Origin of the sequence: Frisingicoccus sp. (assembly GCA_016298055.1) — a bacterium.
Lineage (GTDB): Bacteria > Bacillota > Clostridia > Lachnospirales > Lachnospiraceae > Frisingicoccus.
This window is the reverse complement of record JAEDDO010000048.1, coordinates 1-13,915: the sequence shown is the minus strand read 5'-3', so window position 1 is coordinate 13,915 and position 13,915 is coordinate 1. Positions and strand designations below refer to the sequence as shown.

The window sequence follows — 13,915 nt, the reverse complement described above, 5'->3', positions numbered from 1 at the left end:
AATCCGGAAATCGGTACGCCCGGTGCTGTATCCTTTTCCATAATGGATAATGCCACACCGCCTCTTGAAAAATAAGCTGTATAGTCAAATCCAGGCTTATCTTTTAAAGGACCAACTTCTCCATATCCAAGAATGGATGCATGAATTAAGTGTGGATATTTTTCATGAAGTGTTTCGTAATCCAATCCAAGTTTTTTGAGTGCCTGTACACGGTTATTTGTTAAAAAAACATTTGCGGATGCAAGAAGTTTTCCAAATGCTTCCTGACCTTTTGGATCTTTAAGATTGATACAAAGATCTCTTTTATTCGCATTTAATCCATCTAATCCATAATCATGTCCGTCTTCCCCTGGTGCCGGATATTTATAGCTTCGTGCAATAACTCGAAAATCATCACCCTTTGGTGCTTCTACTTTAATAACCTCTGCACCGTAATTTGCCAGAATTCGACCGCAGGAAGGTCCTGCAATAAATGTTGATAAATCCACTACACGGATTCCTTCTAATTGTGCCATTATGTATTCCTCCTAATATACACGAACCCTGTAATCTTGCATATAAGCCATTCGATTTATAATCAAAACATTGTCGGCCGTATCTGTTTTGTCACAAACCCATACCTGGTAGTCTAAAGGGTCCAACCAATTTCATATAGGTTAGACCAATTTTGTATTGGTCTAACCTTTCTACCTATTGGTTGGTCCAATCACAAATTGGTCCAACCAATTCTTGTAAGCCTATTATACAAAACTTATTTCAAAATGTCTATAGAAAAATGTATTTTTTTATCATTTTTTTAATATCCTCTCATTTTTCCCCTCATTCTTCCAAAAAAGGCATTGACATATACTCTTTAATAACCGGCATTTGTTTATAATCACAATCAAATATGCAATCATTTAAAATATACCGGGATTCATTTTGCTCAAGCATATTTTCCAGGTAAATTCCAATCGATCCACTCACTTCCTCATCCATATTCAAAATCCGTTCTGCACTCTCCTTTGACATGCAGACCCTCACTGTTCGTGCAAATTCCGGTTTGTTTTTAATTTCTTCCATAAGCTTTTCCATCTTTTCCTCATTCGAAATTATAGAATCGCTGATCATCAGCACTTTCACTTGTCCGTAATCCATTGTTTTATCTGACATATGATTATAGATATCTTCACCCGCTTTAAGGCTTCCGACCTCCAGTGTTAAGGGTTTTTGTTTTAATCCTCCATCCTGTCCGGTCAGAGCGGATACATCCGGAAATGTATAGGTAAACCGAAAATTTTCATTTTCACCTTCATCTACACCCAACGCCATGATAAATGCCCTGTTTTCAAGTTCGGTATAGCTTTCACAACCCATAAGTCCTGCTGATAATACCATTAAAATGACAGCTGCTGTAATCTTTTTACAACGATGCACACAGATAAACAAAAAAAGAATCCCCAGAAGAATCATGCCGGAAATAATCATTGCCGAAAAATACATATTTAAAAATTTTCGATTCATCCCAAGATAAAAGGCTGCTGCCGAACCAAAAAAAGCCAACAGCAGGACACACCACTTTTTTGACGTTTCTCTGTCACGCCATAAAAGATCCGAGGCATGGCTCAAGGCACCGGATAAACTGATAAACATGGCAAATATCCAAAAAGAAAGCATGAGACCGTCCTGTCTTGACAGAAAACCTCCCGGAATACGCACAATCTGCATTAAAATAACCGTAGGCCATCGTTCTGCTGCCATCCCCGGCACTGAAAGCACAGTCACACATAAAATATAGATTAATAAAATGAGAATGCCGCCAATACCAATCGCCCAGGAAAATATTTTAAAAGGATTCTGAAAGGAACCGGATACATCTATATACAACAACCATTCTACGGGCGCCATTAATACCCATGTGACGAGCGATCCCTGAAATACGCCGGTCAGTGACAAGTCCGTGCCGACAAACAGCTGACTCCAGTCTGCCTCCGGCAATGAAAACAGCCCAATAAGCACAATCGGCACTAAAGCAATATAAAAAAATATTTCAGATAATCGTGCCCGGACCTCAACTCCTTTCACAGTCCCATAAACTAAAATCAGGGTCATACCGATCAGGATCATTACCTTTGGCATTGCGTATAAAAATGTTTCATTAAGTACAGCAATAAACATCCCCATTAAAAAAACAAAAACAGCAAAGCATCTGACAGCATACAAAAATCTCAAACCATACCCCAACGTTGAAATATAGGGTTTTGATGACTGTACCAGACATTTTGAAATCACGACCCCCTCGGCCATTGTCAGAACAAATCCCAAAATAAGGGCCATAACACCACTATTTCCGCATACCCTTGGCAGGGCCATTGGCAGAAAAAGGCAGCCGCCCGTAAACACATCCATGATCAACAGTCGGATTGCCTGATGATCGGATATTTTTCCATTATTTGAAAACATTTTTCTCCTCCCCTGACCGATAACGCACGCGTTGCTCTTTCCTTGAAAAAACCGGTCTTTTTCTGATTTTAAATAATGGCATCCGTATAATACCATCCTGAAGATCTCTGTTATCATCTGCTTTGACGGATACATAAGGCATCAGATATGGTATATTGAAACTTTTCAGAGATGCCAAATGAATAAAAACAGACAATATTCCCAAAACCAAACCGTAAATTCCTGCAAATGAAGCCAGAAGAATAAGATAAAATTTCACAAGCCGAAATGCAGAAGCAAATCCCTCATTTGGTATCGTAAAGGATGCCAACGCCGTCAATGCAACAACAATAACAACGACCGGACTGATAATATTGGCATCAACTGCTGCCTGTCCAATAATCAGTCCACCAACAATCCCAAGTGCACTTCCCATAGGTCCCGGCAAACGTATCCCTGCTTCTCTCAATAACTCAAAGGCCAGTTCCAGTAAAAGAAGCTCAACCGGAACAGGAAATGGGACGCCCGACCTTGCTGAGGCAAAAGATAATTCAAGGCTCATAGGCAGCATTTCCGGATGAAAAGCTGCAACTCCAATGTAAAATCCAGGCAATGTCATTGCAATAAATGCTGCCATATATCTTATGACTCTCACAAAGCATACGATTCCCCATCGATTATAATAATCATCTGCCGCCTGAAAAAAACAATTTAAAGTTGTGGGCAACAGTAATACCATTGGCGAATTATCTACAATGACAACAACTCTCCCCTCCATGACAGCTGAAGCCGTTTTATCCGGACGCTCCGTCGTCTGAAACTGGGGGAAAGGCGAGTACCATTTTTTCTCTGTCAATTGTTCAAGATTTCCACAGTCAAAAATTCCGTCAATCTTAAAGCTTTTCATTCGATTAAAAATATCATCTATAACCTCTTCTCTGGCAATTCCCTCCATATACATGACCGTAATATCTGTCTGTGACCTTACGCCGACTTTGATCTGACGTGTTTTTAACCTCGAATCTCTTATACGTCTTCGAATCAGTATGGTATTTACACGCATAGACTCTGTAAAACTGTCTTTTGGTCCCCGCACGGCCACTTCTGATTCGGCAGCCTGCACACCCCTTGACGGAAAATCTTTGCTGGATATGATCAGTGCCTTTCGGCACCCCTGCAAAAAGAACAATGTATTTCCTGACAATATTTCGACAACAGCATCTTCCAACAACTCTGCTGCCTTTGTATCTGCTGTTGTCATTGCCTGTTTTTGCAAAAAATCAAAGGTATTCTTTTTAGGAATTTCTTCCAGTCCGTACATCAGATTTTTAAGAAAGTCTCCCTCGACAAGTTCGCGGTCGATCATAGAATCTACATAAACAATGTACATCGGAAGATCTGCCACCATCATTTCCCGTTGTACAATATCATCACAGTTGTTAAAACGTTTTTTTAATTCCTTTATATTATCTTCTAAATGTTCTGATATTCGCATCCTTCTCCTCCTGACAGCCTCTTTGACACAACCTCTGTATTTGCACGCCAATAGGAAAGTTTTTCGAACTTTCCTATACAAATAAAAAAAAGAAGTCTTTGCTCTATTCTTTGCAAAAACTTCCTTTTTATTCTTATTCATCAGAGAAATATTGTCCGTATTCTCTATTTTTTAACAGGCAATACAAAATTGTCTTCCTGGATCTTTTTCAAAACGGTTAATTCCTGATTGGATACATGACGGACAATAATGTTTGTTGCTGTCTCCTTATCTCTTTTTGACAGTGCCCCGATAATTAATTCATGTTCTTCAATAAGTGTCTGATGTGCCGGATCATATTTCAAATACTCCAGGCGATATCTGTACATCTGCTCACGGAGATTATTTAACATCTGAATCAGTCTGAGATTTCCTGTAGACTTATAGATGACGTCATGAAATTCCACATCTCTTTGTGCCTGAAGTGTAATATCATCCTGATTCAATGCTGCCTTAAAAGCTTCCTGAGCTTTTTTCAATTCTATGATCGTATTATCTTCCATGCGTTCACATGCCAGTTCTGTTGACAATCTTTCCAGAGAAGACCGAACTTCAAGAACATCTCTCAAATCTTTTTCTGTTATCTTTGCGACAATAGCACCTCTCCTCGGAATCATGACAACCAGACCTTCCAGCTCCAGTTTGCGGATAGCTTCTCGAATCGGTGTACGGCTGACTCCCAATTGTTCCGCCAGCTGCATCTCCATCAGGCGTTCTCCCGGTTCCAGTTCTCCTTTCAAAATGGCCTGCCTGAGCGTGTAAAACACAACATCTCTCAAAGGCAAGTATTCATTGATATTCATCTGAAAATTGTGCATTGTTTCTCATTTCCTCCCTCTTTTAAACAGCCTACCGATAACTTCGAATATTAAATGGTCTCACGAGATAAGTCTGTCTTACCAAAGAACTCTTTCTCAAAAGATCCCGCGCTCTCATCCCCTTTTCTCTATCATCAAATATTCCAAAAACCGTTGGTCCGCTGCCACTCATCAGGGCGTTCAAAGCCCCCTCTTTTATCATCAGCTCTTTAATCTGCTGAATTTCCGGATGCTCAGGAATCGTAACTGTTTCCAGAACATTCTCCATCCGCTGTGTCACTCCATGAAGATCTTCTATTCGGAGTGCTTCTACCATACCGTCGATATCCGGATGTTTTTCAATCTTATCCAATTTTAAATTCTCATACACATGTTTTGTTGAAACACTGACCGGCGGCTTTGCAATTAAAATATGGCAATCCGGCAAAGACGAAACCGGAGTGAGTATCTCACCAATACCCTCGGATAATACAGTTCCCCGCATAATACAATACGGAACATCCGCACCAAGCTTAACGCCGCGTTCCATCAGCTGACGTTTTGTCAGGCCCAGTTCGAATATCTTGTTGACTCCGTAAAGTACTGCCGCTCCGTCTGTGCTCCCTCCGGCCATTCCTGCTGCTACCGGAATATGTTTATCTATTTTTATATGAAGCCCGCTCTGAATATGAAATTCGTCCATTAACATCTTCGCAGCCCTGTAGGCAATATTCTGTTCATTCACAGGAAGGAAAGACAAGTTCGTCTCCATAGATATTCCTTTCTGTGTTTTTTCCAATATTATGCGGTCATATAATCGGACAGTCTGCATAATCATCTTGACTTCATGATAACCATCTTCTCTTCGCCGAATAACATCCAGCCCTAAGTTCACTTTTGCAAGTGCTTTCATCTGAATCCGATTCATTCAAGCTTCTCCTCTAATGTTTTTTGTATACAAAATATTTTTACATACAATTATAAAGCAACTTTAACCTTTTTCAAGTATTTATTTTAATATTTCCATATTTTTCATGATCAGCAAGGGCTGACCTGCCAAAAGCTCATCCCCTTTCAAATCGTTCAGCTCCCTGATATCTTCCGGTGATGCATAATACCTCTTCGCAAGATTCCATATCGAATCACCTTCTGAAACCACATGACCTGTTATTCCCGGCATTGCTTCAATTTTTTCAAAATCCAGAGGTTCTTCATGTACATCATTCACAACAGGGATCTCCAAGGATTTGAACACCGAAGTATCCAGCGAAATAATCATCTTTACTTCAATCTCATTGTTATCTGTCATCGAAGCATTGAGCTGTTCAAGGCTCGGATATATGTCATAGCTGTCTTTCTCTGAAATGTCCTTAGCCTCCACCGTATATGAAAAGGGCAAAACTGCTTTCGAAGAATTGACAGGTTTTCGATCATCCGACGAAACATAAAGAATTCCAATATAGACAACACCCTCTACCAGAATACCTTCCGAAGTCATCTCCGTCTGATCAATTTTGACATTTGCATGTGTATGACAAATCTGCATCATCGGTGCATTTTCACTGGCAAGACGTACTTTTTCTCTGACAAGACAGCGTGATTGATTTTTTAAAATCAGATTATCTATCTGTATCGTCTTCCCTTCCGGAATAAGCGTTACCTTCGGAGAATATATATCCTGAAGCAGTTTTAATGTTTCTTCTTTGTAAATATTAATTTCTGCTGCAAGAACTGTCTCAACTCCCACGACTCTCGCTTCTCCGTCCTTATCACTGCGTATGTCAAGATTTAAATGATCGATATGTACTTTTATATCCGGTATCATTTCCTGAATAACCTCCGGCATATCCAACTTTCCTTCGACCGGCACTGCCAATTCCACATCGTTCACAGGATTTTCCAAAACCTCATCCCGGTACAATAAAAACACCGACAGCTGACCTCGTATCAAAATACCGCCGTCCTGAAGTTTGATATCCATATTCTCCAGATTTTCCTGATGCCATATAATCTCCATCATATTCGGCCGATTTGACGGGAGTATGGACTCTTCCCGGATCCTCAGCTGATCTTTCTGACGTATACAGCACAAACTGGCATGAATGCTTTTGTTCTGCACCCAGAGATCCTCTCTGTTTTCCATCCATGCGGCTACCTCTTCGTCCCCAAAACGCATTGCGGTCATATGCATCACAATAATCGAGCGGATACTGATCTTTCTGGAGTTAATCATCCCGGTCCTCAGATCCTCCATATCCCACCGGATATATACCTGATCCATCTCCTGCAGTCCATCCATGTTCACCGTCTCTTCAAAAGGAATGGCGCCTTCAATAGACTGAAGCTGTACACCGCCATCATCACCCATGTACAGGACGCCAAAATTCAACTCTCCCCGGACAACACATTTATCTCTCATCGGTTTAATATCTCTGATATTCAGAGTTCCTTTTTCCTGTATGATTCTCTCCATGTCCGGTCTGGCGTCCGGTACATTAAAATCATTATCTAATGTCACCTGAAATGAAACCGCATGTTTATATGTCGGCACCTGAATATATGTCTTGGACAAATTCATGCAAAGTCCTCCTATCTTTTAAAGCGAATCGTCTGATCAACACCTTCAATTTTTATGATGACATAAGGATAAGATGTCACAGACTCCACCTGCTCCGACTTTTCCGGCCCGATCAAGTCTGTATCTACCCAAATACCATCTTCTCCCTGATATACATCATTCACCTGTATACTGTACCCTGAAGATTCCTGCATACCATAACCGACAATAATATACGAATAACTTCCATCATGGTATGCCATTTGAAATGCTTCTGCTTTTCGCTCTTCGATCATTTTGAGAACTTCTTCCGGCAATGTTGTTTCATCAACAACCGTAAATTCAATGTCCGATATTTTTTTATCCGATGTATCTAATATGGAACAGCCACACAATAAGATCAACATTAAAAAAATTTCTTCTGCATACCGTATGCTTTTATAAATATCTCTCACCGGTATCCAAACCTTTCTTTTTTGTTAATCTATGAAACCAACAGATAAAATATACCTTCCTGTACCTTTAATTTAAAAAGGAGTTCCCTGCACCTGCAAAAAACTCCTTAAAAATTTGTTTTAATCTTAAATCATAGTGGCAATCAGAGATTCAAGCGCTTCATTGACTGCTGCTGATTTTGCATAAGCATCTTCCATGGAGGTACCCTTAATTCCGTAGTAGAACTTAATCTTTGGTTCTGTTCCTGAAGGACGTACACATAACCATGCATCATCTGTCAGATCATAATAAAGGACATTCGAACTTGGAAGACCTGTAGAACTTACAGCACCTGTCTGTGTATCTACAACTTCATCTTTTTTGTAATCTCTTGCGGACATTACAGTCAAACCGGCAATTTCTTTCGGCGGATTGGATCTCAAAGTTTCCATGATTGACTGAATCTTTGCAAGTCCCTCGATGCCGGATAAGGAAATGGATTTAACATCATCCAGATAATATCCATATTTTTCATACATATCAATCATGGCATCCCATAATGTCTTGCCCTGAGTTTTATAGAAAGCCGCAGCCTCGCAAAGAGCCATTGTAGCAACAATTGCATCTTTATCTCTTGCATGTGTGCCGATAAGGCATCCATAACTTTCTTCAAAACCAAACAGATATGTTCCTTTTCCGGTTGTCTCAAAACCAAGAATCTGCTGACCGATATATTTAAATCCTGTCAGACATTCAATCAAACGAATATTGTAGGATTTTGCTATTGCATCTGCCATATTTGTTGTTACAATCGTCTTGATCAGTGCGCCATCTTCCGGCAGTTTGCCGTTTAAGGCCTGAATCTGACTGATTGTATATTCTGCGAGCAGACATCCGGACATGTTACCTGTTAAATTGTGATATTCGCCATTCTTATCTTTAACACGAACCCCCAAACGGTCTGCGTCCGGATCCGTTGCCAGAACAAGATCTGCATCAACTTCCTTGGCCAGTTTTAATCCAAGAACAAAAGCTTCATCCGCTTCCGGATTCGGATATCCAACCGTAGGGAATTCGCCATCTGGAAGTTCCTGTTCCGGAACAACATAAACATTTTCAAATCCGAGTTCTTTTAAAATCCGGCGTGCAGGAATATTGCCCGTACCATGAAGCGGTGTATAGACAATTTTTAACTCTTTACCCATCGCTTTGATTGCTTCCGGATGTTTTACCTGCTCTTTTAACCGTGCAATATATTTGTCATCGATGTCCTTTCCGATGATGGTGCAAAGGCCTTTTGCAATCGCATCGTCCTTATCCATCGTAAGCACATCATTATAATCTGTCACAGCCTGAACTTCACCCATAATGCCACTGTCATGAGGCGGTGTGATCTGTGCACCATCTTCCCAGTATACTTTATATCCATTATACTCCGGAGGATTGTGACTGGCTGTAATATTAATACCTGCAATACATCCAAGTTCCCGTACCGCAAACGAAAGTTCCGGTGTTGGTCTTAATGACTCAAATAAATAAGCTTTAATACCATTCGCTGACAGACAAAGTGCAGCTTCTGCAGCAAATTCCGGTGACATTCTTCGTGAATCAAAGGCAATTGCCACACCCTTGGATTCTCCATTCTGTTTCTTTATGTAATTTGCAAGGCCCTGTGTCGTCTTACGAACAGTATAAATATTCATCCGGTTTGTTCCGGCGCCAATAATACCACGAAGACCTGCAGTGCCAAATTCCAAGTCTTTATAAAAACGCTCTTTAATCTCTTTATCATCTGTCTTGATGCTTAAAAGCTCAGCTTTTGTATCTTCATCAAAATATGGATTAGCCAGCCATGATTCGTATATTTCCTTGTAGTCCATCGGTATCTCCCCCTTATATAATTACATTAAACTTTACGTGTTTCTATTATACCGGATTTTTCCAATTTTTGCACTATATTTTTTATATTTTTTTAAATTAATTGTGCAATATGTCAGATTTTTCCACAAAATACTTGAATGCTTTCTAAAAATCGACTTCTCTGCTCTTTTTCCCTCACAAATTTTTCCAGCTTATCCATATTCTGCGCAGACATCCAGCTTTTCCGGGTATTTTGATATCTGTTTGATATTTTCCAAAATTTTTCCGGGAAAACCATCATGCCATACAGGCTGTAGATTTGCCCCTTATCAAAGGGCATAATACGGTCATAGGTCGAAAGCATCGCCATTCCCAATCCCCTGTTCCAACGGTTTTTTTCAAGAATTTTCCGCATAAAAACATACAGATCATACACCTGGATTTCAAAACGCATCTGGTCAAATCGAACAACCGCTGTTTCTTCAGGCATTACAAGAATATTGTGCTGCGTGTAATCTCCGTGGCAAAGCCTTTGTTCCTCACACGCCTTTTGATACATCTTTTCGTATCCTGCCTTTTCCATGATCTCTATAGCTCTTTCTCCTGCCTCATCAAATTCCTGATATATTTCCATAAAACATCTGTCAAAATTATTTTTCTTCTTTTTATGGATAATATAGTTTTTAATTCTTCGAAGTTCACGCGTCCTCCGTTTCATTTCATCCAATATCGTTTGTTGTTCAAACACATCCTTTATATCCTTCTCCCGGGATATAGAATGCATGGACTTATGCATCCCTGCCAGATGGGCTACTGCTCTTAAAACTTCTTCCCTGTCTTTCGTGCTGCATTCATGACCCTCATACCAGTCTGTAAGCACATAATTCTCATCCTCACTGCTCGTTGTCATGATACTGCCGTCACAATTGACAACAAACTGATCTATGTACATATGTCCTCTGTCTCTGAGACAGGATTTTACCATTGCTTCCCATTGAAGATGTTTAGGTGAACCATTATATGCACGAAGCAGTTTTAATCCCTGGTCTGTTTCGCACAGCCATGCGCCCCGTCCCCGATATAATCGTTTAATTTCCAGACGGTAATTGTCCAACAATTCTCTGATTTTTTCTTCCAAAAAAACCCCTCCCAGATATGTTAAACAATAGTTTCTATTTAACATATGTGAAAGGGGTTCATCATATAACATAAACTCATTTAAAGCAGACAAATACCCTGACTTTCCAGTGCATCCACCACATCATCCGGCCATATAGAAGCAATAACCTCCCCGATATGAGCCTTTCTCAAATAAAACATACAGATTCTGGCCTGTCCGATACCGCCTCCGATCGTATAAGGGAGTTCGCCATTCAGCAGAGCCTTATGGAACATCAAATCTTTCCTCTCCGGACAGCCACGTACTTCAAGCTGATGTTTTAAAGATTCTTCGTCCACACGTATACCCATGGATGAAAGCTCGAATGCGGTATCAAGCAGAGGATAATTTACCAGGATATCGCCATTTAACTCCCAGTCATCATAGTCCGGTGCACGACCGTCATGAGGTTCTCCCGATTTTAAATCACCTCCGATTTTCATAAGGAAAACGGCACCTTTCAAACGAACGATCTCCCGCTCTCTTTCCTTCGGAGTAAGATCCGGATACATATCTTCCAACTCCTGAGTCGTCACAAAAGATATCTCCGGCGGCAGCATCTCTTCAATATATTCATATTGAATTGCCATATACTTTTCTGTATTTTTCAAAGCTTTATACACTTTTCGAACAATACTCTTCAACGTATCTTCATTTCGCTCTTCTTTATCAATAATACGTTCCCAGTCCCACTGGTCAACGAGAAGTGAATGAAGATGATCTGTATCTTCATCGCGGCGTATAGCGTACATATCTGTATAAAGGCCTTCTCCATGCTTAAAGCCATATTTTTTTAAAGCAAATCGTTTCCATTTTGCCAGAGAATGCACGATTTCTGCCTCTCTGTCTCCCTGTTCGCGCACTCCAAAACGCACCGGACGCTCAATTCCGTTCAGAGTATCATTCAGACCACTTTCCGGATATACAAAAAAAGGCGCCGAAACTCGCGTCAGATTCAACTGTCTCGCCAGTTCTTTCTCAAAAAAATCTTTTACACATTTTATTGCAACTTCTGTCTCACGAATATTGAGCGGAGACTTATATCCCTCAGGGACCCATACTGGATTCATATAATTCACCAATGGCTCATTTTATTTGAACCATATACTCCTTCCATCTGTTTTATATATGCAGACTCTGCACTTCTTTAACCATTATATTAACATGCAGAAAAACTATCAAGCTTTTTTATTATAAATGCATTTATGCATTAAATGCAATAGTGCATTGACCAATTCCCCATTATTTTTTTCAAATGCCCATTTTTACTGTCTTTTTTTAACAAAAGTTTGGCACAATATTTGCTACATAATTAAAGTAAATAGAATAAAGGGGGCTTACATCATGAAAGGTTATACAATTAAAGATTTAACAATTGGACAGGAAGCAAGTTTCACAAAGACAATCAGTGAAACCGATGTTTATTTATTTGCAGGTATTACAGGTGATATTAACCCTGCACATTTAAATGAAGAATACGCAAAAAATACATTTTTCAAAGGCAGAATCGCTCATGGTATGCTTTCTGCCGGTTTAATTTCCGCAGTACTGGGTGTACATATGCCTGGTCCTGGAACTATTTATTTAAGCCAGACATTAAATTTCCTGGCACCTGTTCGTATGGGTGATACAATTACAGCAACAGGTAAAGTTGTTGAAATGATCCCTGAAAAGAACAGAGTAAAAATTGAAACCATCTGCACAAATCAGGACGGCACAGTAGTCACAAAAGGTGAAGCTGTTGTAATGCCACCTAAGTAGAATGGGGTTTATTCAAAGGGCTGCAAGGTAAAGCTTCCCCTCTAACAACTCATTTGAAGTTTTACTTGCGAAGCGGTATCGTTTATATGGGGCGATACCGCTTTTTGTTTTCTCTTTTTTCAAAAAGTAATTATCTCGACGTTCGGATAAAACCATGCTATACTGTCCCTATAAATTTTATTCTGGAGTAAAATGATGCGTACAATAACAGATATATCAAAGCCTGTAAACGATTATGATCGTCAGATACTTGATCTTGTATCACTGATGGGCGAAACGCTCTTACTTAACGGTGCGGAAATTTCCAGAGTTCAGACAACTATGGAGATGGTTGCTGCAGCCTACCACAAAGATGAAATTGATGTTTATGCTATTTCCAACGGAATTTTTGTCACATTACGGCACGATGACCGAACCCGGTGTACAAACATAAAACATGTGCCGCTTGCCACACCGGATTTGGGCAAAGTCACTCAAATTAATGCTTTATCGCGAAAAATCTGCGAACAACACTTGCCGGTAAACCAGGCAACAGAGGAACTCTATGCCATTGTGCATACTCCCTCTTTTCCGCTATGGATACAAGCAATTGCCTGCGCTGTCGGAGGCAGCTGCTTTTGTCACCTTCTTGGAGGCAATCTTTTAGACTGCTTTGCCACCGTCCCCGTCGGTATTCTTTTATGTCTTTTTCAACACTGGATGGGAAAGGCAAAACTTTCGAAAATGATACAGACCATTCTCGGAAGCGCTCTTGTAACCCTTTGCGGACTTATGGCTGCTCTTGTTTTTTCTGTTTTAAACATGGATAAGATCATCATCGGCGGTCTGATCATTCTTGTTCCGGGTGTTCCTTTTACATCATCTATACGTGATTTTTTTAATGGTGATTACCTCTCCGGCACGATCCGTTTAATTGATGCACTCCTCGTTTCTCTCTGTATGGCCATCGGCGTAGGTGCTGTTCATTTTTTATTTATGTAATCCGACATCAAAAAATATATCAAGGAGGTCTTACCCATGAATCTATGCCTGGAGTTTTGTGTCGCCTTTTTTGCCACGGCCGCTTTTGCCGTATTATTTAATGTTCCAAAAAAACAATGGATTTTCGCAGGTATTACCGGTGGAATCGGCTGGATTTTTTACCAGATTTTTTTACACCTTATCGGTACGGTTATTGCTACCTTTGTGGCTGTACTTGTAATTACATTACTATCCAGAAGTTTCGCCGTCATCCGAAAAGCACCTGTTACGGTTTTCCTTATTTCCGGAATATTTCCGCTTGTTCCCGGTGTTGGCATATATTATACTGCCTACTATTTTATTATGAATAACCTGTCTCTTGCCGGTGAGAAAGGTATTGAGACAATAAAAATTGCCATTGCCATCGCTCT

The 13,915-nt window shown here is 40.1% G+C and carries 13 protein-coding genes; 3 read left to right on the top strand and 10 right to left on the bottom strand.

The window, feature by feature from the left end; translation table 11 throughout:
• The 10 genes from QZZ35_RS05670 to asnA all read right to left on the bottom strand — a co-directional run.
• A partial coding sequence (locus QZZ35_RS05670) for a CoA transferase (protein ID WP_291236523.1) occupies positions 1-515 on the bottom strand: 515 nt, incomplete at its 3' end.
• A 304-nt stretch (positions 516-819) separates the two neighbouring features.
• Positions 820-2,442 carry a GerAB/ArcD/ProY family transporter gene (locus tag QZZ35_RS05665; RefSeq protein WP_291236522.1) on the bottom strand — a complete coding sequence of 541 codons (1,623 nt, stop codon included), beginning with the start codon at positions 2,440-2,442 and terminating at the stop codon, positions 820-822.
• Positions 2,429-3,916, bottom strand: coding sequence for a spore germination protein (locus QZZ35_RS05660; RefSeq protein ID WP_291236521.1), 1,488 nt, complete (start codon positions 3,914-3,916; stop codon positions 2,429-2,431). The genes QZZ35_RS05665 and QZZ35_RS05660 overlap by 14 nt, the downstream gene beginning before the upstream one ends.
• Before the next feature lie 164 nt (positions 3,917-4,080).
• Positions 4,081-4,773 carry a GntR family transcriptional regulator gene (locus QZZ35_RS05655; protein WP_291236520.1) on the bottom strand — a complete coding sequence of 231 codons (693 nt, stop codon included), beginning with the start codon at positions 4,771-4,773 and terminating at the stop codon, positions 4,081-4,083.
• Positions 4,774-4,804: 31 nt separating this feature from the next.
• Positions 4,805-5,680 carry a 4-(cytidine 5'-diphospho)-2-C-methyl-D-erythritol kinase gene (ispE, locus tag QZZ35_RS05650; RefSeq protein ID WP_291236519.1) on the bottom strand — a complete coding sequence of 292 codons (876 nt, stop codon included), beginning with the start codon at positions 5,678-5,680 and terminating at the stop codon, positions 4,805-4,807.
• Positions 5,681-5,761: 81 nt separating this feature from the next.
• Positions 5,762-7,330: a DUF3794 and LysM peptidoglycan-binding domain-containing protein gene (locus QZZ35_RS05645; RefSeq protein ID WP_291236518.1), complete on the bottom strand. Its 1,569-nt coding sequence runs from the start codon at positions 7,328-7,330 to the stop codon at positions 5,762-5,764.
• Positions 7,331-7,341: 11 nt separating this feature from the next.
• On the bottom strand, positions 7,342-7,716 hold the full coding sequence (locus QZZ35_RS05640; RefSeq protein ID WP_291236517.1) for a protease complex subunit PrcB family protein: 375 nt from the start codon (positions 7,714-7,716) through the stop codon (positions 7,342-7,344).
• Positions 7,717-7,890: 174 nt separating this feature from the next.
• Positions 7,891-9,624, bottom strand: a complete 1,734-nt coding sequence (locus QZZ35_RS05635; RefSeq protein WP_291236516.1) for a phospho-sugar mutase — start codon at positions 9,622-9,624, stop codon at positions 7,891-7,893.
• A gap of 113 nt (positions 9,625-9,737) precedes the next feature.
• A complete protein-coding gene (locus tag QZZ35_RS05630; protein ID WP_291236515.1) occupies positions 9,738-10,742 on the bottom strand; it encodes a CotS family spore coat protein in 1,005 nt (334 codons plus the stop codon).
• An 80-nt stretch (positions 10,743-10,822) separates the two neighbouring features.
• Entirely contained in the window at positions 10,823-11,833 is a 1,011-nt protein-coding gene (gene asnA, locus QZZ35_RS05625; RefSeq protein ID WP_291235232.1) for an aspartate--ammonia ligase, read from the bottom strand.
• A 274-nt stretch (positions 11,834-12,107) separates the two neighbouring features.
• On the opposite strand from asnA, the gene QZZ35_RS05620 reads away from it, so the two are divergent.
• The 3 genes from QZZ35_RS05620 to QZZ35_RS05610 all read left to right on the top strand — a co-directional run.
• The gene (locus QZZ35_RS05620) at positions 12,108-12,524 is read left to right on the top strand and encodes a MaoC family dehydratase (protein WP_291235231.1); all 417 of its coding nucleotides are present in this window, start codon (positions 12,108-12,110) and stop codon (positions 12,522-12,524) included.
• A 195-nt stretch (positions 12,525-12,719) separates the two neighbouring features.
• Positions 12,720-13,505, top strand: a complete 786-nt coding sequence (locus QZZ35_RS05615) for a threonine/serine ThrE exporter family protein (protein WP_291236514.1) — start codon at positions 12,720-12,722, stop codon at positions 13,503-13,505.
• A gap of 36 nt (positions 13,506-13,541) precedes the next feature.
• On the top strand, positions 13,542-13,915 hold a 374-nt coding region (locus QZZ35_RS05610), incomplete at its 3' end, for a threonine/serine exporter family protein (protein ID WP_291236513.1).